Origin of the sequence: Streptomyces sp. GbtcB7 (assembly GCF_019091445.1) — a bacterium.
Lineage (GTDB): Bacteria > Actinomycetota > Actinomycetes > Streptomycetales > Streptomycetaceae > Streptomyces > Streptomyces mirabilis.
The window spans coordinates 61,028-84,251 of sequence record NZ_JAGXJM010000006.1 but is presented as its reverse complement, the minus strand read 5'-3'; the positions used below and the strand labels follow the sequence as shown (position 1 = coordinate 84,251).

Here is a 23,224-nt window from a genome sequence, read left to right as displayed (position 1 = left end):
TCCTAAGACATGAAGGTCACTTGAGCAGGGAGGTGTCGGTGGACTTGGCCACGTCCACGTTCGGGTCGAGGACCCCGATGCTGTTCATGAGGTCGGCCACCTGCTGGACGGTCGTGTTGACGTCCGACGTGATCGGCAGTACCTGGCTGTAGGCGGCCGAGGCGAGCGTCTTCGCCACTGTGGCGTCGGCGCCGTTGCGCTCCTCGATGGCCTTCGCATACGCGTCCTGATGGGTGCTGGTCCACTTCAACGCCGTGCTCAGGCGCTGGAGGAAGTCGCTCAGGGCGGTCTTCTTCGCAGAGTTCGCGAGAGCCTTGTCGGAGGCGTTGACGAAACCGATGCCGCTGACCCGGCCGTCCCCGCCGTCGACGAGGAGGCGGCCACCCTGCTCCAGGCCGACAGCCTGGTAGACGCCGAAGGTGGCCCAGATCTTGATCTTCCCGGAGGCGAAGGCGGCCTGCGCGTCGGTCGGCAGCAGGTACTGCACCTTGACGTCCTTGTAGCTGAGCCCGTTCTGCTTGAGGACGTTGGCCAGCAGATACTCCGAGATGCTGCCCTTCGCCGAGGACACCACGACCTTCTGGCCCTTGAGGTCTTTCACACTGTCGATGCCGGAGTCCTTGCGGACGACGAGTCCGACGTGCGTGCCGTCGTTCTTGAGGGCGGCGACGTTCTTGACCTTGACGCCACCGCTGAGCGCCTGGAGCGCGGGCAGGTCGGCGGAGAACCCGGTGTCGGCGGCGCTTGCCTGCACGGCCTGGTAGAGCGGGGCCGCACCCTCGAACTCGGCCCACTTCACCTTGTACTTGGCGCCCTTGAGCGCGTCCGAGGCGGCGATGATCGTCTGGAGTGTCTTGGCCTGGTCGCCGATGGTGAGGGTGACCTGCCCGCCGGCGGAGGTGTCCGCCGAGGAGTCGGCGCCGCAGGCGGTCAGCGCCAGCAGGGCGGTCATGCTCAGGGTGGCGGCGGCGAGTCTGCGGATCACGAGGGGGTCCTTTCCAGGGTTTTGGCGTCGGCCTCGGAGTGGTTGGGCGTGACGCCGAGCCAGCCCAGGAGGCGGGCGCGCAGGGTGACGAACTCGGGGGCGGTCAGATCGCGGGGGCGGGGCAGCTCGACGGTGAGGTCGTGGGCGATACGGCCCTCGTCCATCACCAGGACCCGGTCGGCGAGCAGCAGCGCCTCCTCCACGTCATGGGTGACCAGGAGGATCGCGCACCCGTGCAGCCGCCACAGCTCGGCGACCAACTGCTGCACCTTGCCCCGGGTCAGTGCGTCCAGGGCGCCGAACGGCTCGTCCAGCAGCAGCAGTTCGGGCTCGCGGACCAGGGCACGGGCGAGCGACACCCGCTGGGCCTGACCTCCGGACAGTGTCTTGGGCCAGACGGTCGCGCGGTCCGCGATGCCGACCTCGTCGAGTGCCTTGAGAGCGAGCGCCCTGTCCGGCCGGCCGGGCAGTCCGAGGACGACATTGCGCCACACCTTCAGCCAGGGCAGCAGCCGCGGCGACTGGAACGCGGCGCTGCGCCGCGCGGGCACGGTCACCTCGCCGCCGATCTCGTCATCGAGCCCGGCGAGAATCCGCAACAGTGTCGACTTGCCGCAGCCGCTGTGGCCCAGCAGGGCCACGAACTCGCCCTCGCGGATGTCGAGATCGAGGTCGTGCAGGACGGTGTTGCCGTCGAAGGCCCGCGAAAGCCCCCGAATTTCCACGCTGTTGGGCATCAGGCGTCACCCTCGAAGTTGGCCCGCCAGGTCAGCAGGCGGCGCGACAGGATCCGTACGGCGAAGTCGCAGGCGAGGCCGAGCAGCGCGTACACCGCGAGACAGAGCACGATGATGTCCGTGCGGAAGTACTGCTGGGCGTTGCTCATCAGATAGCCGAGCCCCGCGTCGGCGTTGATCTGCTCCGCGAACACGAGCGCGAGCCAGGCGGTGGAGAGCGCGTACCGCAGACCCACGAGCGCCCCCGGGAGCGCGCTCGGCAGGATGACGTACCGGATCAGACCGAGCCGGCCGAGCCCCATCATCCGTGCGGCCTCGACGAGCCCGGCATCGGTCGAGCGGATGCCGCCGTAGATGTTGAAGTACAGCGGATACGTCACACCGAGCGCGACCAGGGCGATCTTCGGGGTCTCCTCGATGCCGAACCAGACGATGAACAGCGGGATCAGCCCCACCCAGGGGATCGCCCGGAACATGCCCATCGAGGAGTCGATGACGTCCTCGCCGAGCCGGAACAGTCCGGCCAGCAGCGCCAGGGAGAGGGCGACCGTCGCCCCGATGAGGAACCCGATGCCGGCCCGGCGCCCCGACGCGGCGACGGCGCTGGGCAGTTCACCGCTCCTCGTCAGGTCCACCGCCTGCCGTACGACGTCGACGGGGGACGCCAGCACGGATTCGGGGAGCACCCCGGTGGCCGAGGTGAGGAACCAGAGCAGCACGAGGCCGACGGGTCCGGCGGCCCGGCGCACTGAACGGGGGACGGTGAGACGCCGAGTGGTCTTCGCGGTGCCGCGGAGGGTGACGCGGGTGTCCTGTGCGGGCTTGTCTGCAGGCACCGCCTGCTGTGGCAGCACCGCCGCGTCCAGCGGTTTCGTCGTCATGGCCGGTCTCCCTTCGCTGCCGGGCGCGCGGGATCGGTGGACCAGGCGGACCAGGACCCGGGGAAGAGCGCCGCGTCGTACCCGGCGAGGGCCAGAGCGGCGATCTGATGGGCGGCGGTGACTCCGGAGCCGCAGTAGACGCCGATACGGGCGCTTTCCGCTGCCCCCTTGCCGCCGAAGCGCTCGCGGAGCACCTCCGGCGGCAGGAAGGTCCCGTCCGCCGCGAGGTTCTCCCCGGTCGGGGCGGACACCGCGCCCGGAATGTGTCCGGCGCGCGGATCCACCGGCTCCACCTCACCGCGGTACCGCTCGGCCGCCCGGGCGTCCAACAGCAGCCCTGTGGTGGCCAGTTCGGCGGCTCCGTCCGCGTCCGTGACGGGCAACCCGCCCGCACGCAGCACGACATCCCCCTCCGGCGGAGCACCGGGCGCACCGGTCTCCAGCGGCAGCCCGGCTGCCCGCCACGCGCCCAACGCTCCGTCCAGGAGCGTCACTTCGGCCACTCCGGCGTACCGCAGCAGCCACCAGGCCCGGGCCGCCGCCGTGTTCCCCAGGTCGTCGTACACCACGACCGGCCGACCCGCCCGTACGCCCCACTTCCGAGCGGATTCCTGGAGGTTCGCGAGTTCCGGCAGCGGATGGCGCCCGCCCTCCGCGCTCGGCGGCGCGGCCAGCTCGTTGTCCAGGTCCACGTACACCGCCCCCGGAACGTGCCCGGCCGTGTAGTCGTCGCGGCCGTGCGGATCGCCCAGCGCCCAGCGGACGTCGAGCACCACGGGCGGCTCGGCGGAGCGCAGCAGACCGGCGAGCTCGGCGACGGTCGTCGTCACCCGGGCGCCGGTCATGAGAGCCCCTCGGCGATCACGGGGAGTTCGGCGGACAGGCGCAGTCGCTCCAGGAAGAGGACGACAGCGGCGGCGGCCGTGCGGTGCGAGGCGTCGTTCAGTACGTCGTGACGGCCGCCGTTGAAGGTCACCGTCCGTACCCCGGAGTGACCCCCGTACGCGCTCAGCGCCCGGTCCAGCGGGCTGACCGGGTCGTCCGCGCCGTGCAGGGCCAGTACCGGGACGCCCACGAGGTCGAGGCGGAGCTCCGGCAGGTCCACGGCTTCGTCGAGCGCGCCGCGGCGGAAGCCCGGGTCGTCGGTGAGCCTGGCCCGGTGGGTGGGGCAGGCCGTGCGCGCCTCGACCTCGGCCTTCCAACCCCCCGACGTCCAGGGACCGGTGGGCAGACCGGCGAGGATCAGCGCGTCGACGCCCGCCGTCCCTTCGGCGGCGAGATGAGCGGCGTACCGGGCACCCGTGTCCGAACCGACGAGCACCTTGGGCCCGGGCAGCGACTCGTCGGCGAGCAGCTTGGCGGCCAGGTCGAGGAGGGACGGGTCGGCGGCCGGATCACCCAGGGACCGCACACGGTAGGCGTCGAAGGCGAGCCGGCGGCCGAACCGTTCGTACACACCGCCGTGCTCACCGCGGCCGGCCAGCACGACGAGCGTGCCGCGCGGGGCGAGGCCTTCGGGTTCGTTCCACGACGAGGGGGATGTGGGCATGCGGGGACAACTCCCTGGATGAGGGGCGTGGGAGAGGAGGAGCGCGTGGCTCAGGACCCGTTGTCACGTGTCAGGGGGAAACGAGACGCGCAGCGGGTGACAAGAGGGGAGTGGGCGCACCGAACGCCGAAGACGGCCGTTCGGCGGTGCGTGGGTCAGGAGACCGGTGCGTGCTTCAGGAGATCAACGACAACGCGCGCTGCTCGCCACGCCGAAGTCGATGACTCGGCGCTGCGTCAGAAAGGCAGCGGAAGCGGTCGTGTGAAGCATGGCCTCATCATGACCGGCGGTGCCCGACCACGTCCAACGACGATTCCGCATCGAAATCGATCAGCGATCGCGATCGGTGCCGGGAACGGGCTACGGTCGCCGTATGCCCCAACCTGTCCTCGACATCGTGGCCCTGCGCAGCCTGACCGCGATAGCCGACTGCGGCGGCTTCCACCGCGCGGCCCGCTCCCTCACCCTGAGCCAGTCCGCCGTCAGCCAGCACGTGCGCAGGCTGGAGAAGACCCTCGGCCGCCCCGTCGTCGAACGCGAGGGCCGCGGCACGCGGTTCACCCCCGAGGGGCGGCTCCTCGTGGAACAGGCCCGACGCATCCTCGCCGTCCACGACGAGGCCGTACGCGCCCTGCTCGACGTGGACGGCGACACCGTCACCATCGGCTCCACCGAGCACGCGGCCGATCAGTTCCTGCCCCGGCTCACCGCCGCGGTCCAGGAGGTACGCCCCGGCTGCCGGGTCCGCTTCCGCATCGACCGCTCGGCCCGCCTCGTCGAGGCCGTGGAGCGCGGCAGCGTCGACGTCGCGGTGTACGTCACCGAGGCCGCCGCCACCGAGGGCACCCCCGTCGGCGGGCTGCCGCTCACCTGGCACGCGACGCCCGGCTGGGCACCGCCCGCCGCGCCCGCGCCCGTCCCGCTGGTGGCCATCGAGGACCCGTGCGCGATCCGCCGCCGGGCCATCGCCACCCTCGCCGCGCACGGCGTCGCGGCCACCGTCGTCGGCGACGCCGGCTATCTGGCGGGCGTCCTCGACATCGCCCGCACCGGCCAGGGCGTGGCCCTGCTCGCCGCCGTCGGACCCGCCCCTGACGGGCTCGCCCCGTACGACCGGCTGCCCCCGGTCACCCCCATCCCCATGAGCGCGCTGGCCCGCCCCGGCGCCGACCCGGCGACCGTCACCGCCGCCTTCGACGCCGTACGGGATCTGTTGCGCTGAAGACGTCCGTGCCGGGCGTGAGAATGACCGCATGAAATGGATCTCGGGCGTGGCCGGCGGCCTGCTCCTGCTGGTGGTGTTCGCCAGCATCCTGCGCACCCTCGTCGTGCCCCGCGGGCTGTACTCCTCGATGGTGATCCGCTGGTGGCGCTCCCTGCGCTTCCTGCTGCGCCTCGCCGCCCCCGGCGGCAGCTACCGCGCCATCGACCGCGCACAGACCTGGCTCGCCCCGCTCATGCTGATGGGCACGCTCGTGAGCTGGCTCGGCGGCGCCCTGGTCGGCTTCGGACTGCTGCTGCACGCCATCTCCTCGCTGACCTGGACCCAATCGGTCCGGGAGGCGGGCTCCAGCCTGTTCACGCTCGGCTTCGCCAGCGGCGACCGACTGCACCTGTCCGTGGTGGACTTCATCGCGGCCGTCACCGGACCGGTCGTGATCGCCCTCCAGATCGCCTACCTGCCCACCCTGTACGCCGCCTACAACCGCCGCGAGCTGGAGGTGACCCTGCTCCAGTCGCGCGCGGGCGAACCCGCCTGGGGACCGGAGATCCTCGCCCGGCAGTGGCTGGTCGACACCGAGACCGCGCTGCCCGAGCTCTACCGCGCCTGGGAACGGCTCGCCTCCGACATCGGCGAGAGCCACTCCACGTACCCCGTCCTGCTCGCGTTCCGCTCACCGCGGCCCTATCGCAGCTGGATCGTCGCCCTCGTCGCCGTCATGGACGCGGCCGCCATGCAACTCGCCCTCACCCCGAGCAGCGCCCCGCCCGAGGCCCGCCTGACGCTGCGCGCCGGATTCACCGCACTGCGCGACATCGCCCGCTCCCTGCGTTTCCCCTACGACACCGACCCCGCGCCCGAGACCCCGATCCAGCTCACCTACCTGGAGTTCGACGCGGCCGTCGCGATGCTGGAGGCGGCCGGTTTCCCCGCCGAGCGGACGGCCGAACAGGCGTGGCCGCACTTCCACGGCTGGCGGGTCAACTACGAGACGATCGCCTTCGAGTTGTGCCGCCGCGGCGACGCGGTCCCGGCGCTCTGGACCGGGCCGCGGGACTTCCCCTCGACACCGATCCCGCCCGCGCGCCCCGCGGACCGGCGCCCCGGCGAAGATCGTCCCGAACTGCCCCCGGCCGCCGCGTAGTTCTGGCCGCCGAGTGGGGAAGATCCCCCGGGTACGGTTCGCTGCGCAGGGATGGGAGTCCCCTTGAAAGTCGTCCTGCTGGGCACGGCCGCCGGTGGCGGCTTCCCACAGTGGAACTGCGCGTGCGCGCTCTGCGCGGCAGCCCGCGACGGAAAACTGCACGCGCGGACCCAGGAGTCCGTCGCCCTGAGCGGCAACTCCCGCGACTGGTGGCTGCTCAACGCCTCGCCCGACATCCGTACGCAGCTGATCACCACCCCCGCGCTCGCGCCCGGACCGGGGCCACGGGACACACCCGTACGGGGCGTGCTCCTGACCGACGCGGAGGCCGACCACGTCGCCGGACTGACCGTCCTGCGCGGCGGCGCCGGGCTCAAGGTCTACGCCGCACCGCCCGTCCTCGCCACCCTGGCCCCCCTGCGTGACCTGCTCGACCGCTACGCCCCCTGGGAGTGGGCGGACAGCCTGACCGAGGGCGGGTTCGTACTGTCCGGCGGTCTGGTCGTCACCGCGCACCCCGTCGGTCCCAAGGCCCCGAAGTACGTCGCCGGCCCCGACCCGGACGACCGCTGGGTGACCGCGTACCGGATCGAGGACCTGGCGGGCGGCGGAGTGCTCCTGTACGCGCCCTGCCTGGGCGCCTGGACCCCGGAGCTGGACGACCTGCTCGCCTCGGCGGACTGCGCACTGCTCGACGGCACGTTCTACGCGCCCGACGAGATGGGCACGGCCGTGCGCTCGCGGGGCGGGCGGCAGGCCGCGATGGGGCACCTTCCGGTGGCGGGCGCGCGCGGCAGCCTCGCGGCCCTCGCCCGCCATTCCGGCCCCCGACGGATCTACACGCACCTCAACAACACGAACCCGCTGCTCGACCCGGACTCGGACGCCCGCGCGCGGGTGAGCGCGGCGGGGGTCGAGGTGCTGCCGGACGGGGCGGAGTTCGTGGTGTGACGTGTTCGTGTGTGGAGGGGCGAGGTGTGGCGGGGGACGCTAGGCGTTCAGCATGCGGGCCAGCACGGCGCGTTGCAGGGGGCATACCTCGGTGTGCAGGTCGCGTCCCTTGCGGGTGAGCGCGACCCACACACCGCGCCGGTCCTCCAGACAGACGGTGCGTTCCACCAGGCCGTCCTTCTCCAGCCGCCCGATCAGGCGGGACAGGGCGCTCTGGCTCAGATGGACACGGTCGGCGATGTTCTGCACCCGGCAGTGCTCGCCCTCGTGCGCGAGCTCGCTCGAGACGAGGATGTCCAGCACCTCGAAGTCGCTGGCGCCGAGACCGTGCGGGTGCAGCGCGCGGTCGATCTCGCACATCGTGCGCGCGTGCACCGACAGGATGTCCCGCCACCGGTCCTCGAGCCGGGCCTCGCCCGCCACGTTCGTTGCCATATGTGCACGGTAACAGAGGTCCAGGGTTTTATTGAGCGTGCAACTAGTGCGGTTGCAACCATCCGGGCGGGGCTACGCGCCGGAGCCGTCCTGGAGGAGCCCGACGAGGTTCCCGTCCGTGTCCTTGACCGAGGCGATCAGCCTGCCGCCGCCCACGTCCTGGACGTCCTGGAGCGTCTCGGCCCCGGCTTCCAGCAGGGCCGCCAGCGTCGCCCGGATGTCGTCGACGTGCCAGTACGGGACCGGTCCGGTCATCCCCTTGGCGTGACCGTTGGGGTCGAGGCCGACGTCCTGCCCGGAGTCCTTGAATCCGACGTAGTACGCGGTGTCCGCGTAGGGCTCCGTGCCGAGCAACGCGCCGAACAGGGCCTTCGCCCGTGTGAGGTCCTTGACGGGGTAGATGATGGTCTTCAGCCCTGCGGTCATGGTGACTCCTCCGTGGTGTGTTCCGGTGCTTTCACGGTAGGGCGGGGGAGGACCGTGAGGCTTCTCGAATCCTGACCGGTCCCGGCTCCTGGGGCCTGTCCGGCGGATCATGCCGCAGACGCGGGGTCTGGCACGCCCTCCCCCGAGCTCTTCGAGCAGGGGGTGCCCCCGCGGCGTTGTCGTCGGTTGCCGACTCCCCCGAGCTCTCGGCTTCGCTCGAGCAGGGGGACCCCCATCGCGTCGACGCCCTCCTCCGCCTTGCAGCTGGACGCACCAGACCCCGCTCACCTGCGCTGATGAGGCGCCGTTACTTTCCTCCGACCTGATCCGCCGGACAGGCCCCAGGCGTCGAGGGTGCGGCTCAGGTCGAGTCGCGGCGTACCAGTTCCGTCGGCAGGATCACCGCCGCCGGGTCGTCGCCCCCTATCTGTGCGAGCAGCACCCGCACCATCTCGTTGCTGATGCGGTCCCAGGGCTGGCGGATGGTGGTGAGGGCGGGGGTGACCGCGGTGGCGGCGGGGGAGTCGTCGAAGCCGCCGACGGCGACGTCCTCCGGGACCCGGCGGCCGGCCTTGTGCAGCGCGGCCAGCACGCCCTGGGCCATCAGGTCCGAGGCGACGAACACCGCGTCCATGTCCGGAGCGCGGTCGAGGAGCTGCTCGGCGCCCGCCTCACCGCTGGCCCGGCTGTAGTCGCCGGAAGCCACGAGACGGTCGTCGGCCTCGATGCCCGCCTCGGCGAGCACCTCCCGGTAGCCCGCGAGCCGCTCGACACCGCCCGGGGTGTCGAGCGGACCCGTGACCATCCCGATGCGGCGACGGCCCAGGGAGACCAGGTGCTTGACCATGTCCCGGGCACCGTCGCGGTCGTCGGCGGCGACGTAGCTCACCTTGGAGCCGAGCCCGATGGGCTTGCCGCAGGCGACCAGCGGCACGCCCGCCTCACGCAGCTGCTCGGCGACCGGGTCGCCCGAGTGGCTGGAGACCAGCAGCACTCCGTCGACGTGGCCCGCGGTGATGTACCGCGTTATGCGCCGCCGTTCGTCCTCGGTGCCCGCGAGCATCAGCAGGAGCGGAATGTCGTGCCCTGCCAGCGCCTGGGTGCAGCCGCGCAGCAGGACGTTGAAGTTCGGGTCCTCGAAGAACCTCTCCTGCGGTTCGGTGAGCAGGAAGCCGATCGAGTCGGAGCGGCCGGTGATCAGCGAGCGGGCGTGCCGGTTCACGACGTAGCCCGTTCTGCGGATGGCGGCGTTGACCGCCTCCTGTGCCGCCGGGCTCACGTAGTGCCCGCCGTTGAGCACCCGCGACACCGTGCCCCGGGACACGCCGGCCTCGCGCGCGACGTCATGGATCGTCGGCGGTCTGCGCCTGCCCCCCGCGTTGGTCATGGTCACGACTTTACGGCTCCCGAGAGCAGATCGAGGCTCCAGAATCGCTGGATGACCAGGAAGAGAGCGATGAGCGGAATGATCGCGAGCAGCGCGCCGGTGATCACCAGCGTGTACAGCGCCGGGGTGTTGGAGCCCTGTTCGAGCAGCGTGAACAGACCCAGCGTGATCGGGAACTTCTCGTCGTCGCTGAGCATGATGTACGGCAGCAGGAAGTTGTTCCACACGGCGACGAACTGGAAGAGGAACACCGTCACCAGTCCGGGCACCATCATCGGCAGCGCGATCCGGGTGAAGATCCGCCACTCGCTCGCCCCGTCCATCCGCCCGGCCTCGACCACGTCACCGGGCACGGCCGCGGAGGAGTAGATCCGGGCGAGGTAGACGCCGTACGGGGAGAGGATGAGGGGGAGCAGCACGGACGCGTACGAGTCCGTGAGGTCCGCCTTGGCCAGCAGCAGGTACTGCGGGATCGCCAGGATCACCGGCGGCATGAGCACGCCCGCCATCAGGACGCCGAAGACGGTCTCGCGGCCCCGGAAGCGGTAGATCGCGAGGGCGTAGCCGCTGAGCGCCGAGACGGCCGTCGACAGGAGGGCGCCGAGGCCCGCGTAGAGGGCGGAGTTGCCCATCCACTTCCAGTAGATCCCGTCGCGGTAGGCGTTGAGGTCCTTGACGTTCTGTGTGAAGCCGGAGCCCGGCAGGAACGTGAAGGTCGAGAACAGCTCACGGCCCGACTTGGTGGCCGCGATCAGCACCCACGCGACGGGCAGCAGGCAGTAGAGCGCGCCGAGCAGCAGCGTCAGGGTGGGCACGAAGGCGATACGGCGGCGCAGGGGCGGGCCCTGGGCGGTGCCGGGGGTGGTACCCGCGGCCGGTGCGGCCTTGCGTACGGCAAGAGAACTCATCGTGCTTCCTCCTGCTTGTTACGGGAGTTCGCGGCCCGCAGGAAGCCGAAGGACAGGACGAGGGTGACGACGGCGATGATCGCCGCCTCAGCGGCGGCCGAGTAGATGTCGCCCTTGCGGAAGGCGTCCTGGTACACCTTCATCAGCGGACTCCAGGTCGTGGAGACGGAGTTGGTGAGGGGTTTGAGGGTGGTCGGCTCGCTGAACACCTGGAGCGTCGCGATGATCGAGAAGAAGAAGGTGAGCACCAGTGAGGGCGCCACCATCGGGATCTTGATCTTCAGCGCGATCTGCAGGGGCGTGGCGCCGTCCAGCTTCGCCGCCTCGTACACCTCGGCCGGGATGGCCTGCAGCGAGGTGTAGATGACGATCATGTTGAAGCCGGTGCCGCCCCAGACCGCGATGTTGGACAGCGCGAGATACAGCGGGCCGCCGTCCAGCAGGTTCGGCTGCGGCATCCCCAGCTTGTCGAGGACGAAATAGAAGGGGCTGACGTCGGGGAGGTACAGGAAGCCCCACAGCAGCGCGGCGACGACGCCGGGAATGGCGTACGGCAGGAAGATCGCGAGCCGGGTGAAGGGGGCCAGGCGCACCTTGTCCGTGTCGAGCATCAGCGCGAACAGCAGCGCGAGGCCCAGCATCACCGGGATCACGATGGCGCCGTAGCCCACCACGCGCACCGCGCCGCTCAGCAGCTCGGAGTCGGAGAGGGCGTCCTTGTAGTTCTCCAGCCCCGCCCAGACTTCGTTCCGCGCACCCGAGCCCAGGCCCAGGCCCTTGACCTGCACCTTGTGCAGGCTCAGCCAGAGCGCGTAGCCGATGGGCAGCGCGAAGAAGAGGGCGAAGAGGATCGTCGCGGGGAGGAGGAAAGCGTACGGGGCCCCCTTGACCCCGTACGACTTCCGACGTGCCGTCGTCACTGAGCGACCCCGAAGCCCTGCTTCTTGAGGTCGGCCACCGTGTCGTCCTGCATCTTCTTCAGGGCGGCGCCGAAGTCCGACTTGTCCTTGGCGGCGGCGCCGAAGGCGTCGTTGAAGGTCGTGTAGGCGACGTTCACGTTCGGGCCCCAGGCGGAGGGCGCGGTGGTCTTGGCGATCTCCGCGGCCTTCGAGTAGAAGTCCGCCTGGTTGGAGAAGAACGCCGGCGGCTGGGAGAAGGCGTCACTGGTCTGCGCGGTGGTGGCGGCCGGGTAGATGCCGCCCTCCTTCGCCAGCGCGGCCACCGCCTGCGGGTCCGTGTTCAGCCAGGTGGCGAACTTCGCGGCGGCCGCCTTGTGCTGCGAGTCCGTGGTGACGGCCGTCGAGGAGCCGCCCCAGCTGCCGGTGACGTCCGTGCTGCCGTCCCACTGCGGCAGCGGGGCCATCGCCCACTTGCCCTTGGTGTCGGGGGCCGCGGTGGTGAGGGTGCCCGGCGCCCACACCGCGCTGACCCAGGCGATCTGCTTGCCGGTGTTCAGCGCCTTGTTCCAGGAGGGCGTGTACATCGGCTGGTTGTCGATCGCGCCCTCCTTGACGAGGCCGCCCCAGAAGTCGGCGACCTTCTGCGTCGCCGCGTCGTCGATGCCGACCTTCCACTTGTCGCCCGAGGCGGTCCACCACTTGGCGCCCGCCTGCTGGGCGAGACCCGCGAAGAGGCCGGAGTCGTTGGCGGAGAAGGTGGTCAGGTCCTTGTCCGGGGCCTTCTTCTTCAGCGCGCGGGCGGTCTCGGCGAACTGCTCCCAGGTCGTGGGAACCGTCAGGCCGTACTTCTTGAAGAGGTCCTGGCGGTAGTAGAACATCATCGGGCCGATGTCCTGCGGGATCGCGTACACCGCGTCCGAGCCCAGGGTCGTCTGCTGCCAGACACCGTCGGCGAACTTGCTCTTCGCGTCCTTCGACTCACCCGCTATGTCGGCGAGCGCGTCATTGCTGACCAGGGTCGGCAGCGCCTGGTACTCGGCCTGGACCAGGTCCGGGGCCTTCTTCGCCTTGTGCGCGGTGAGGATCTTGGTGACCAGCGTGTCGCCCGACGCCTGCTTCTTCACCGTGACCGTGATCTTCTGCTGCTTGCCCGGCCCCTTGTTCCAGAGGTCGACCACCTTGTCCATGCCCGGAGTCCAGGACCAGTACGTCAGGGACGCCGGTCCCGATTCGGACGAGCTCTTGTCGTCCGACGAGCCGCAGGCGGCGAGTGCGGTGCCGCCGAGTGTGACGGCGATGGAGGTGGCCACGAGGCGACGCAGCTTCGTGTTTGGCATGGATCTTTCTCCCCTGACCTGGGTCCCCGCCTGCTGCGGCGACCGTGCCATGCTTCTGTGAGCGTTCACAGTAGAGAAACATCCCGGACACTTGTCAATGGTTGTTGCTGTGCGGTTATGTTGGGATCGCGCCGCTGATCGAGTGTGTGCACGTTCCCAAATGATCGATTAAACGGGAGAAGATCCATGCCGGAGACCACACCCAAGGGCCTCACCAGGCTCGCCTTCGGTGGGGACTACAACCCCGAGCAGTGGCCGGAAAACGTCTGGCACGAGGACGTCCGGCTGATGCGCGAGGCGGGTGTCACGATGGTGAGCGTCGGGATCTTCTCCTGGGCGCTGCTCGAACCCGCCCGGGGGACTCACGACTTCGGCTGGCTGGACCGACTGCTCGACCTGCTGCACGAGAACGGCATCCGCGCCGACCTCGGCACCCCGACCGTCGCGCCGCCCGCCTGGTTCTACCGCGAGCACCCCGAGGCGCTGCCGGTGGCCGCCGACGGCACCCGCTACGAGTTCGGCTCGCGCGGCGCCATCTGCCACAGCAACAGCGACTACCGCGCCGCCGCGGCGAGCATCACCACCGCACTCGCCACCCGGTACGCCGACCATCCCGCGCTCGCCCTGTGGCACGTCCACAACGAGTACGGAGTCCCCGTCTCGGCCTGCTACTGCGCGTCCTGTGCCGCCCACTTCCGCCGCTGGCTGGCCCGCACGTACAAGACCGTGGACGTGGTCAACGAGGCCTGGGGCACCGCCTTCTGGGGCCAGCGCTACGCGGACTTCGAGCAGATCAACCCGCCGCGCGTGACCCCCACGGTCGGCAACCCGGCCCAGGCCCTGGACTACAAGCGCTTCGCCGACGAGACCATGCGCGAGAACTTCGTCGCCGAGCGGGACATCCTGCACCGCCTCGCCCCCGGCATCCCGGTCACCACGAACTTCATGACCGCCCTCAGCCAGTGCGACTCCGTCGACTACTGGGCCTGGGGCCGCGAGGTCGACCTCGTCACCAACGACCACTACCTGATCACCGACGGCCGCCGCACCCACGTCAACCTCGCGATGGCCGCGGACCTCACCCGCTCCGTCGCGGGCGGCGCCCCCTGGCTGCTGCTCGAACACTCCACGTCCGGCGTCAACTGGCAGCCCCGCAACCCGGCGAAGTCCCTGGGCCAGATGGCCCGCAACTCCCTCGCGCACGTGGCGCGCGGCTCCGAGGGCGCCATGTTCTTCCAGTGGCGGCAGTCCCGGCGTGGCGCCGAGAAGTTCCACTCGGCGATGCTGCCGCACGCCGGCACCGACTCCCGGGTCTGGCGCGAGGTCGTCGAACTCGGCGCGTCCATCGAGTCGCTGACCTCGGTCAAGGGCAGTCGCACCGTCGCCGACGCCGCCGTGCTGTGGGACTGGCACTCCTGGTGGGCGCAGACCCTCGACTGGCGCCCCAGCGAGGACCACGACCCGCGCGAGCGCGCCGACGCGTTCTACGAGGCGCTCTACGACCGTCACCTCACGGTCGACTTCGCCCATCCGGAAGCCGATTTGTCGGCCTATCCCCTTGTCGTCGTCCCCGCCCTCTACCTGATGACCGAGGCCGCCGGGAACAACCTCGGGGAGTACGTCGAGAACGGCGGCACCCTCGTCGTCTCGTACTTCTCCGGGATCGTCGACGAGCACGACGCCGTGCACGAGGGCGCCTACCCCGGCGCGCTGCGGGACGTGCTCGGCCTGACCGTCGAGGAGTTCTCACCGCTCCTGAAGGACGACCGGGTCCGGATCACCGGCCCCGACGGCTCCGAGCTCACCGGCGACGTCTGGACCGAGTTCGTGGTGCCGCGCGGCGCCGAGACCGTGTGGACGTACGCCGACGGACTCACCGCGGGCCACCCGGCCGTCACCCGCCACCGCCTCGGCGAGGGCTCCGCCTGGTACGTCTCCACCCGCCTCGGCGCGCAGGGCCTGGACGCCCTCATCGGCTGGGCGTCCGACGACGCGCGGATCGCGCCGCGCGCCGACCTGCCCCGCGATGTCGAAGTGGTGCGCCGCAGCGGTGAGTCGGGCACCTTCCTGTTCGCGATCAACCACACCTCGTCGGACGCCAAGGTGCCGCTGGACGCGGCCGGCACCGAGCTGCTGACGGGCGAACGTGCCGCGGGCCGCCTCGTGCTGCCCGCGGGGGCCGTCCGGGTCGTACGGCTCGACGGCTGAGCCGACCGCTCTCCTGGCCGTACGACGAGGACGGCTGAGCCGACCGCCGTCCTCGTCGTAGGACTCCACGCCTCACCCGACCGCCGCCGGGTCGCAGGACCCCGCGGCCGAGCCGAACTCCCCTCCGCCCGTGAGTGCCACGAGAGCCGCGGGCGGAGGGGTCGCCCCCCAGAGCCACTCCGGGGGCACCCCATTCCCATCACGTCGAAGGGACGACGGACGAAGATGTTCCATCCCAGACGCACACTCAGGACCCTGCTGCTGCCGCTCGCGGCCGGGCTGGCCCTCACCGCCCTGCCCGCGCAGACGGCACAGGCGGCGAGCACCCTCACCAACGCCGGATTCGAGGCCGACGGCGCCGGCACGGCCACGCCCGCCGGCTGGTCGGAGTACGGCGACACCGGCGCCTCCTACGTGGAGGCCGGGGGCCACAGCGGTGGTTACCGCCTCACGCAGTACTCCTCCGCCGCCTACAAGGTGGAGACGTACCAGTACCTCTCTGGACTGACCAACGGGAACTACCGGCTCACCGCCTGGGTGCGCTCGGGCGGCGGCCAGAACTCCGCCTACCTCGCGCTGAAGAACTGCGGCGGCACCGAGCAGCGCACCGACCTGCCGGTCTCCAGCAGCGGATGGATACACCTCGTCGTCCCCGTCACGGTGACCGGCAACCAGTGCACGATCAGCATCAACTCCGATGCCAACGCGGGCAACTGGATCAACGTCGACGACCTGACGTTCACCTCCGGCAGCGCCACCGGGCTGTCCGTCAAGGGCTCCGACATCTCCTCCCTCGCCAAGAGCGAGGCCCTCGGCGGCGTCTACAAGACCAGCTCCGGCACCACCGGTGACGCGCTCGCCATCCTCAAGTCCGCCGGTATGAACTACGCGCGCCTGAAGGTCTGGGTGAACCCCGCCGACGGCTACAACAACAAGACGCGCGTCCTGGCGATGGCCAAGCGCATCAAGGCGCAGGGCATGAAGCTCCTGGTCGACTTCCACTACTCGGACACCTGGGCCGACCCCGGCGCCCAGACCAAGCCGGCCGCCTGGGCGGGCCACTCCTACAGCCAGCTGAAGACGGACGTCTACAACCACACGTACGACGTCCTCAACGCGCTGAAGGCACAGGGCACCACCGCCGACATGGTCCAGGTCGGCAACGAGATCAACGGCGGCATGCTGTGGTCCGAGGGTTCCACCGACAACTGGTCGCAGCTCGCCGGGCTCCTCAACTCCGGGTACGACGCGGTCAAGGCCGTCAGCTCGTCGACGACCGTCGCGCTGCACCTCGCCAAGGGCGGCGACCTGTCCGGCACCCGCTGGTGGTTCGACAACGCGGTCTCCAACGGCGTGAAGTTCGACGCCATCGGCCTGTCCTACTACGGCTACTGGCACGGCCCGCTCTCCGACTTCCAGACGACCCTGGACGACGCGGCCGCGCGCTACGGCAAGCCGGTGTTCCTGGCCGAGACGGCCTACCCCTTCCGTCTCGACAGCGACGACTCGCTCGTCAACCAGATCGACACGACCGGTGAGCTGGTCTCCGGCTACCCGGCCACCACCGCCGGGCAGTCCGCGTGGCTGCGGGACGTGATGAACGTCGTGGAGGCCGTCCCGAACGGCCGCGGCCTCGGTGTCTTCTACTGGGAGGCCACCTGGACCGCCGTCACGGGCAACGGCTGGGACCCGGCCGACGCCACGTCCGGCAACGGCTGGGAGAACCAGGCGCTGTTCGGCTTCGACGACAAGGCGCTGCCCGCCATGTCGCAGTTCGGCCACCGCTGATCAGTCACCCGATCAGTCACCGTCGATGACATGAGGGCCCGGCTGCCAAGGCGGCCGGGCCCTTGTGGTGTCCCAGGGATTCCGGGCCGCGCGAAGGCGTGGAAGTCCCGTGCGAGCCGCCCCGGGCTGCGGGACAGTGGTCACACAGCGCCACCATCACGAAGGGCAGGGGGACGAGATGCTGAGGGTTCCTGTCGGCGGGCAACGGCTGGACATCCTGGAGTGGCTGCGGGACCCCGCCGCTCACTTCCCGCCCGAGTGCCACGGCTCTCTCGTCGACGGCGTCGAGGCGGCCGCCCTCGCCGCCAAGCTCGGCGTGAGCCACGCCGTCGCCCGCACCCACCTCGACCTCCTCGTCGGGATAGGGCTCCTGCGCGCGAGAAGGATCGGGCGGCGCACGCTCTACTGCCGCGACGAGTACCGCATCGCCGAGGTCCGCTCCCTGTTCGAGAAGGGCTGGTAGGGCGGGGAGGGAAGCGGGGGAGGAGCGTAGAGGAGAGAAGGGGAGAAAAGGGGAGGGGTGGCGGGGGTGCCGCGTGCGCCGGTCGAGTGTGCGAGGGCGTCAGCGTCGGCGTTACCCTGTTCAGCGGCCGCGATCATGTGTCGCGGCGCGGCGGTGGGGCCCGCCGTACCCGAACCGCGGCGCTGATGCCGCCAACGGTCCCTACTTGCGATGAGGTGTGCCCGGGGGCCCGGGCCCGGCGAGTAGGAGAAGTGCCTCATGACAGTCCCGCATCCCGAGCGCGTCGACGAACCGGGTGCCCCCGCTCGGCCGACCCCGCGCCCCGCGTCCCCCTGGCACGGCCAGGCCCCGGTCGTGGCGATGGTCTCGCTCGGCGGAGCCATCGGCGCCACCGCCCGATACGGGGCCGCGCGGCTGTGGCCCGTGGAGACGGGCGGTTTCCCCTGGACCACGTTCTGGGTCAACGTCATCGGCTGTGCGGTGATCGGCGTCTTCATGGTCGTCATCACGGACGTGTGGGCGGCCCACCGACTTGTGCGGCCCTTCTTCGGCACCGGTGTGCTGGGAGGGTTCACCACCTTTTCGACGTACGCCGTGGACATCCAGAAACTGGTCGACTCGGGCCACTCCGGAACCGGCCTCGCCTATCTCGCCGCGACCCTGTGCGCGGCGCTCACGGCGGTGTGGCTCGCGGTGACCGCGACCCGCCGCGCCCTGGTACGGAGGCGGCGATGACACGGCTGACGGGCAGTGCCCTACGGGTGACGATCTTCATCGGCGAGAACGACATCTGGCACCACAAGCCGCTGTACACGGAGATCGTGCACCGCGCCCACGCGGCGGGCCTGGCCGGCGCGAGCGTCTTCCGCGGTATCGAGGGCTTCGGCGCCTCCTCACTGATCCACACCTCACGGCTGTTGTCGCTGAGCGAGGACCTGCCGGTGGCGATCGTCATCGTGGACACCGCGGACCGCGTCCGTGCCTTCCTGCCCCAGCTCGACGAACTCGTCGGCGAGGGGCTGGTGATCCTCGACGACTGCGAGGTCATCCGGTATGCGGGACGTGACGCCGAATCGGGCAGAACGGGCAAGAAAGGTAAGAGGTCGTTGTGAACTGGCTGCTGGTGATCGTCGGCGGAATGGTGGGCGCGCCCCTGCGCTATCTGACCGACCGTGCGGTGCAGACCAGGCATGACACCGTCTTCCCCTGGGGCACCTTCGCGGTCAACGTCGTCGGCTGTCTGGTTCTCGGCCTGCTGACCGGCGCGGTCGCCGCGGGGACCGCGGGTTCCCACCTTCAGCTGTTCCTCGGGACCGGCCTGTGCGGGGCGCTGACCACATACTCGACGTTCTCGTACGAGACACTACGGCTGACCGAGACCGGCGCGGGGTTCTACGCTGCGGCCAACGTGCTCGTGAGCGTGACGGCCGGGCTCGGCGCGGCGTTCGCGGGTGTCTCGTTCGCCCAGGCGTTGTGGGCCTAGGCACCGGACGTCACTCGCGCATAGTAAGACTGTCTACAGCACTGTCGACCAACCTTCCTCACCATCAACCCCTCAGACCTAGAACTGGATCCTATGAGCGTCATCAACGTCGGTCAGGCCGTCGTCCTCGGAGTCGTCGAGGGAGTGACCGAGTTCCTCCCCGTCTCCTCCACCGGCCACCTCAAGATCACCGAGGGGCTGATGAACATCCCGGTCGACGACAAGGCCGTCGTCGGGTTCTCAGCGGTCATCCAGGTCGGCGCGATCGCCGCCGTACTGGTGTACTTCTTCAAGGACATCGTGCGGATCGTCTCCGCATGGGGCCGAGGGCTGCGCAACCGCGAGGAGCGGCAGCACCACGACTACAAGTTCGCCTGGTGGGTCATCTACGCCACCATCCCGATCGTGATCGTGGGCCTCGCCGCCAAGCCGCTCATCGACGGGGCGCTCGGCTCCCTGTGGGTGGTCGCGGGCTCGCTGATCGTGGGCAGTGGTGTGATGTGGGCGGCGGACCAGATGGGGCGCCACAAGCGCGGTGAGGACGACACGTCGTTCAAGGACGCGATGCTGGTCGGTTGTTCGCAGATCCTCGCGCTGCTCTTCCCGGGCTTCTCGCGCTCCGGCGCCACGATGTCGACCGCGCTGATCCTGGACCTGGACCGGGTCGCCGCCACCCGGCTCTCCTTCTTCCTCGGCATCCCCGCCCTCACCGGCGCCGGTCTGTACGAGCTGAAGGACGCCCTGGGCACGGGGGTGGGCGCCGCCCCGCTCGCGGTCGGCACGATCGTCTCCTTCGTCGTCGCCTACGGGTCGATCGCCTGGCTGCTGAAGTTCGTCGCCAAGCACTCCTTCAACGCCTTCGTGATCTACCGGATCGTGATCGGTCTGGCACTGTTCGGACTGCTGGCGAGCGGGACCCTCGCCAGCTGATCGCGGAAACAGCAGCTCACAGGGGGTGCGAAGCCGGTTTACAGGCTTCGCACCCCCTGAATGTTTCTTTTCACTCCCCTTGACAGCCCCCTCTTGTCACCCGCAGGATCACCTCCGTGAACCTGTCAGACAGCCAGACAGGTGGATCGGTACCGCGGCGCGTCAGTGCCATGGAAGCGGTGCTCACCCACCTTCGCAGCGCCATCGAGCGCGGCGAATACGCCATCGGTGACAAACTCCCCTCCGAGGCCGAGCTGTGCCGCCGCCTGGAGGTCAGCCGGCCGGTGCTCCGCGAGTCGCTGCGGGCCCTGCAGGTGATGGGCCTGACCGTGTCCCGTACGGGCAAGGGCACCTTCGTGGTCGCCAACACGGTCGAGGACCCCACCTTCGGCGACTACGCGGCGAGCGACCTGCTCGAGGTGCGCCGCCACGTCGAGATCCCGGTCGCCGGTTACGCGGCGGTGCGCCGCACCCCGGAGAACCTCGACCACCTGGCCCATCTGCTGGACCGGATGGAGCGGGAGACCGACACCACGGCGTGGGTCGCGATGGACACGATCTTCCACATCGCGGTCGCCGAGGCCTCGCAGAACCCGGTCTTCCGCAGGGTGATCGAAGAGATCCGGGACGCGCTGGCCCGCCAGTCCGCCTTCCTCAACGAGCTCGGCGGGCGGCGTGAACAGTCCAACCGCGAGCACCGGGCGATCGTCGAAGCGCTGATCGACGGCAGTGAACACGACGCGGTGGAGGCGATGTCCCATCACCTCGACCGCGTGGAGACCACCCTCACCGACATCGTGCGCCCCGCGCGTACGGACATCCCCACGGAAGGCGGACCCGAGGCGTGAGCGAGCAGTCCCTCAAAGACGAGGCCACATCGGCGGGCAAACCGGCCGCGCACGTCGACGCCGGAGACGCGGGTTACAGCAAGTCGCTGAAGTCCCGGCACGTCAACATGATCGCCATCGGCGGTGCCATCGGCACCGGCCTCTTCCTCGGCGCGGGCGGCCGGCTCGCCGACGCCGGCCCCTCCCTCTTCGTCGCGTACGCGGTGTGCGGCGTCTTCGCCTTCCTCGTCGTGCGCGCGCTCGGCGAACTCGTCCTGTACCGGCCGTCCTCCGGCGCCTTCGTGTCGTACGCCCGGGAGTTCCTGGGGGAGAAGGGCGCGTACGTCGCCGGCTGGATGTACTTCCTGAACTGGGCCACCACCGGTATCGCCGACATCACCGCCGTGGCCGTCTACACCCACTACTGGGGCATGTTCTCCGACATCCCGCAGTGGGTGATCGCGCTCGTCGCGCTCGCCGTCGTCCTCACGGTGAACCTGATATCCGTACGCATGTTCGGCGAACTGGAGTTCTGGTTCGCGATCATCAAGGTGAGCGCGCTCGTCGTCTTCATGCTCATCGGCATCTTCCTGCTGGTCACCCAGCACCCCGTCGACGGCAGCACCCCCGGCCCGTCCCTGATCACCGACAACGGCGGAATCTTCCCCAACGGCCTGCTGCCGATGCTGCTGATCATCCAGGGCGTCGTCTTCGCCTACGCCTCCGTCGAGCTGGTCGGTGTCGCGGCGGGCGAGACGGAGAACCCCGAGAAGATCATGCCGAAGGCGATCAACTCGATCATGTGGCGTGTCGGCCTGTTCTACGTCGGCTCGGTCGTCCTGCTCTCGATGCTGCTGCCCTGGAACAAGTACAGCGCGGGCCAGAGCCCCTTCGTGACCGTCCTGTCGAACATCGGCATCCCGGCGGCGGGCGGCGTGATGAACCTGGTCGTGCTCACCGCGGCCATGTCGTCCCTCAACTCCGGCCTCTACTCCACCGGCCGCATCCTGCGCTCCATGGCGATGTCGGGCTCCGCTCCCAGGTTCACCGGCGTGATGAGCCGCAGCCAGGTCCCTTACGGCGGCATCCTGCTCACCAGCGGGATCTGCGTCCTCGGTGTCGGCCTCAACTTCGTGGTCCCCGCCGACGCCTTCGAGATCGTCCTGAACTTCGCCGCCATCGGCATCCTCGCCACCTGGGGCATGATCATGCTCTGTCATGTGCTGTTCTGGCGGAAGACCCAGCGCGGCGAGCTGACCAGGCCGAGCTACCGCCTGCCCGGCTCGCCGTGGACCGAGATCGTGACGATCGGCTTCCTTGTCGCCGTCCTCGTCCTGATGTACGCCGACGGGGGAGCGGGGCGCACCACGGTGCTGTGTCTGCCGCTGATCGCCGTGGCGCTCGTCGCCGGGTGGTACGGGGTGCGCCGCCGGGTCTCCGGCATCCGTGACGGAGTGGACGCGTGAGCACGAGCACGACGTACGCCGCTTCGATCGCCGCCCCGGTGATCCGCGAACCCCTGCACGCCCCCGTCGCCCAGCTCGTCCGCGGTGGAGTCGTCGAAGGCATCCACTACGGCTCGGTGGTCGTACTGGCCGCCGACGGCAGCATCGACCTCCAGATCGGGGACATCGAGGCCGCGTTCCACCCGCGCTCGGCGCTCAAGCCCGTCCAGGCGGTGGCGATGCTGCGGGCGGGACTGCCGCTGGACGGCGAGCTGCTCTCGCTGGCCGCGGCCAGTCACTCCGGCGAGGAACGGCACCTGGCCGGGACCCGGCGGATCCTGGAACTGGCCGGAGTCACCGAGGACGACCTGCGCAACGTGCCCGATGTGCCGTACGACCCGGTCGTGCGGGACGCCTGGATCCGCGAGGGGCGGCTGCCGTCCCGGCTCGCGCAGAACTGCTCCGGCAAACACGCCGCCATGCTGATGACCGCCCGGCTCAACGGCTGGTCCCTCGACGACTACCTCGACCCGGGCCACCCCCTCCAGCAGGCCATCGCGGAGATCGTCGAGGACCTCACCGGGCAGGCGATCGCCCAGGTCACCGTCGACGGTTGCGGCGCGCCCCTCTTCTCCGTCTCGCTGCACGGGCTCGCCCGCGCCGCCGCCCGGATCACCACCGCACCGGCCGGCACCCCCGAGGCGCGGGTCGCCGACGCGATGCGCGAGCACGCCGAGATGGCGTCCGGCTCCGGCCGCGATGTCGCGGCGCTGATGCGGGCCGTGCCGGGGCTGCTCACGAAGGACGGCTTCGAGGGCGTCCAGATGGCCGCGCTGCCGGACGGCCGGGCCGTCGCCGTGAAGATCGCCGACGGTGCGGACCGGGCGCGTGGGCCGGTGGCCGCGGCGGCGCTCGCGCGCGCGGGGGTCGCCCCGGCGTTGCTTGCGGAGTTCGGCTCCGTGCCGTTGCTCGGGGGCGGTGCCGTTGTGGGCGGGCTTCGCCCGGCCCGGGCGCTTGATCCGCTCTCGGGCTGAGCGGCGTGCGACCAGGTCATGGGGGTGCGTCGTCGGGTGCGGGTTCGTCGTTGCTGGTCGCGCAGTTCCTCGCGCCCCTTGGGTTCGTGGGGGCCGGCCTCTTGCAGCGGGTGCGGGGCCGTCGTGGCTGGTCGCGCCCACGCGGCGGAGCCGCATGTTGTCACAGCCCCGCGCCCCTGGCGTCC

General features: G+C 70.3%; 24 protein-coding genes. 13 read left to right on the top strand and 11 right to left on the bottom strand.

The window, feature by feature from the left end; all coding sequences use genetic code 11:
* Positions 1-16 precede the first annotated feature (16 nt).
* Genes KVT44_RS12360 through KVT44_RS12340 form a run of 5 tightly spaced genes read right to left on the bottom strand, consistent with a single transcriptional unit; the run spans position 17 to position 4,152 of the window.
* Positions 17-985, bottom strand: coding sequence for an ABC transporter substrate-binding protein (locus KVT44_RS12360; protein WP_217567082.1), 969 nt, complete (start codon positions 983-985; stop codon positions 17-19).
* On the bottom strand, positions 982-1,722 hold the full coding sequence (locus tag KVT44_RS12355; protein WP_190169362.1) for an ABC transporter ATP-binding protein: 741 nt from the start codon (positions 1,720-1,722) through the stop codon (positions 982-984). The genes KVT44_RS12360 and KVT44_RS12355 overlap by 4 nt, the downstream gene beginning before the upstream one ends.
* Positions 1,722-2,603: an ABC transporter permease gene (locus tag KVT44_RS12350; RefSeq protein WP_217567081.1), complete on the bottom strand. Its 882-nt coding sequence runs from the start codon at positions 2,601-2,603 to the stop codon at positions 1,722-1,724. Before KVT44_RS12350 ends, KVT44_RS12355 begins: the two co-directional genes overlap by 1 nt.
* Entirely contained in the window at positions 2,600-3,448 is an 849-nt protein-coding gene (locus KVT44_RS12345) for a sulfurtransferase (RefSeq protein WP_217567080.1), read from the bottom strand. Before KVT44_RS12345 ends, KVT44_RS12350 begins: the two co-directional genes overlap by 4 nt.
* Complete coding sequence (locus KVT44_RS12340; protein WP_217567079.1) at positions 3,445-4,152, bottom strand: alpha/beta hydrolase; 708 nt, start codon at positions 4,150-4,152, stop codon at positions 3,445-3,447. The genes KVT44_RS12345 and KVT44_RS12340 overlap by 4 nt, the downstream gene beginning before the upstream one ends.
* Before the next feature lie 373 nt (positions 4,153-4,525).
* Here KVT44_RS12340 and KVT44_RS12335 point away from each other — a divergent pair, with 373 nt between their 5' ends.
* The 3 genes from KVT44_RS12335 (at position 4,526) to pqqB (ending at position 7,469) form a co-directional block, all read left to right on the top strand.
* Positions 4,526-5,374, top strand: coding sequence for a LysR family transcriptional regulator (locus KVT44_RS12335; protein ID WP_099924307.1), 849 nt, complete (start codon positions 4,526-4,528; stop codon positions 5,372-5,374).
* A 31-nt stretch (positions 5,375-5,405) separates the two neighbouring features.
* Positions 5,406-6,518 carry a hypothetical protein gene (locus tag KVT44_RS12330; protein ID WP_217567078.1) on the top strand — a complete coding sequence of 371 codons (1,113 nt, stop codon included), beginning with the start codon at positions 5,406-5,408 and terminating at the stop codon, positions 6,516-6,518.
* A gap of 63 nt (positions 6,519-6,581) precedes the next feature.
* Positions 6,582-7,469 (top strand): pyrroloquinoline quinone biosynthesis protein PqqB, encoded by an 888-nt coding sequence (gene pqqB / locus KVT44_RS12325; RefSeq protein WP_217567077.1) that lies wholly within the window; start codon positions 6,582-6,584, stop codon positions 7,467-7,469.
* A 39-nt stretch (positions 7,470-7,508) separates the two neighbouring features.
* Here the strand turns inward: pqqB and KVT44_RS12320 are convergent, their stop codons facing one another.
* The 6 genes from KVT44_RS12320 to KVT44_RS12295 all read right to left on the bottom strand — a co-directional run bounded on the left by KVT44_RS12320 (position 7,509) and on the right by KVT44_RS12295 (position 12,861).
* Complete coding sequence (locus tag KVT44_RS12320; RefSeq protein ID WP_190169367.1) at positions 7,509-7,904, bottom strand: MarR family winged helix-turn-helix transcriptional regulator; 396 nt, start codon at positions 7,902-7,904, stop codon at positions 7,509-7,511.
* 72 nt (positions 7,905-7,976) lie between these two features.
* Positions 7,977-8,330 carry a VOC family protein gene (locus KVT44_RS12315; RefSeq protein WP_217567076.1) on the bottom strand — a complete coding sequence of 118 codons (354 nt, stop codon included), beginning with the start codon at positions 8,328-8,330 and terminating at the stop codon, positions 7,977-7,979.
* Positions 8,331-8,691: 361 nt separating this feature from the next.
* Positions 8,692-9,723 (bottom strand): LacI family DNA-binding transcriptional regulator, encoded by a 1,032-nt coding sequence (locus KVT44_RS12310; protein WP_099924312.1) that lies wholly within the window; start codon positions 9,721-9,723, stop codon positions 8,692-8,694.
* Positions 9,720-10,625 carry a carbohydrate ABC transporter permease gene (locus KVT44_RS12305; protein ID WP_217567075.1) on the bottom strand — a complete coding sequence of 302 codons (906 nt, stop codon included), beginning with the start codon at positions 10,623-10,625 and terminating at the stop codon, positions 9,720-9,722. The genes KVT44_RS12310 and KVT44_RS12305 overlap by 4 nt, the downstream gene beginning before the upstream one ends.
* Positions 10,622-11,545 carry a carbohydrate ABC transporter permease gene (locus KVT44_RS12300; protein ID WP_217567074.1) on the bottom strand — a complete coding sequence of 308 codons (924 nt, stop codon included), beginning with the start codon at positions 11,543-11,545 and terminating at the stop codon, positions 10,622-10,624. The genes KVT44_RS12305 and KVT44_RS12300 overlap by 4 nt, the downstream gene beginning before the upstream one ends.
* Complete coding sequence (locus tag KVT44_RS12295) at positions 11,542-12,861, bottom strand: extracellular solute-binding protein (protein WP_217567073.1); 1,320 nt, start codon at positions 12,859-12,861, stop codon at positions 11,542-11,544. Before KVT44_RS12295 ends, KVT44_RS12300 begins: the two co-directional genes overlap by 4 nt.
* Positions 12,862-13,047: 186 nt before the next feature.
* On the opposite strand from KVT44_RS12295, the gene KVT44_RS12290 reads away from it, so the two are divergent.
* The 10 genes from KVT44_RS12290 to KVT44_RS12245 all read left to right on the top strand — a co-directional run bounded on the left by KVT44_RS12290 (position 13,048) and on the right by KVT44_RS12245 (position 23,039).
* Positions 13,048-15,069, top strand: a complete 2,022-nt coding sequence (locus tag KVT44_RS12290; protein WP_217567072.1) for a beta-galactosidase — start codon at positions 13,048-13,050, stop codon at positions 15,067-15,069.
* A gap of 225 nt (positions 15,070-15,294) precedes the next feature.
* Positions 15,295-16,857, top strand: a complete 1,563-nt coding sequence (locus KVT44_RS12285; protein WP_143600623.1) for a glycosyl hydrolase 53 family protein — start codon at positions 15,295-15,297, stop codon at positions 16,855-16,857.
* A 178-nt stretch (positions 16,858-17,035) separates the two neighbouring features.
* Positions 17,036-17,320, top strand: a complete 285-nt coding sequence (locus tag KVT44_RS12280; RefSeq protein WP_217567071.1) for a helix-turn-helix domain-containing protein — start codon at positions 17,036-17,038, stop codon at positions 17,318-17,320.
* A 258-nt stretch (positions 17,321-17,578) separates the two neighbouring features.
* The gene (gene crcB / locus KVT44_RS12275; RefSeq protein ID WP_217567070.1) at positions 17,579-18,055 is read left to right on the top strand and encodes a fluoride efflux transporter CrcB; all 477 of its coding nucleotides are present in this window, start codon (positions 17,579-17,581) and stop codon (positions 18,053-18,055) included.
* Positions 18,052-18,432 (top strand): DUF190 domain-containing protein, encoded by a 381-nt coding sequence (locus tag KVT44_RS12270; protein WP_217567069.1) that lies wholly within the window; start codon positions 18,052-18,054, stop codon positions 18,430-18,432. Before crcB (KVT44_RS12275) ends, KVT44_RS12270 begins: the two co-directional genes overlap by 4 nt.
* Complete coding sequence (crcB, locus tag KVT44_RS12265; protein WP_190169374.1) at positions 18,429-18,803, top strand: fluoride efflux transporter CrcB; 375 nt, start codon at positions 18,429-18,431, stop codon at positions 18,801-18,803. Before KVT44_RS12270 ends, crcB (KVT44_RS12265) begins: the two co-directional genes overlap by 4 nt.
* A gap of 93 nt (positions 18,804-18,896) precedes the next feature.
* Positions 18,897-19,733, top strand: coding sequence for an undecaprenyl-diphosphate phosphatase (locus tag KVT44_RS12260; protein ID WP_075025643.1), 837 nt, complete (start codon positions 18,897-18,899; stop codon positions 19,731-19,733).
* Positions 19,734-19,849: 116 nt separating this feature from the next.
* The gene (locus KVT44_RS12255) at positions 19,850-20,581 is read left to right on the top strand and encodes a FadR/GntR family transcriptional regulator (protein WP_099939790.1); all 732 of its coding nucleotides are present in this window, start codon (positions 19,850-19,852) and stop codon (positions 20,579-20,581) included.
* Positions 20,578-22,026 carry an amino acid permease gene (locus tag KVT44_RS12250; protein WP_217567068.1) on the top strand — a complete coding sequence of 483 codons (1,449 nt, stop codon included), beginning with the start codon at positions 20,578-20,580 and terminating at the stop codon, positions 22,024-22,026. Before KVT44_RS12255 ends, KVT44_RS12250 begins: the two co-directional genes overlap by 4 nt.
* Positions 22,023-23,039 (top strand): asparaginase, encoded by a 1,017-nt coding sequence (locus tag KVT44_RS12245; protein WP_308313976.1) that lies wholly within the window; start codon positions 22,023-22,025, stop codon positions 23,037-23,039. The genes KVT44_RS12250 and KVT44_RS12245 overlap by 4 nt, the downstream gene beginning before the upstream one ends.
* The last annotated feature ends 185 nt before the right edge of the window (positions 23,040-23,224 follow it).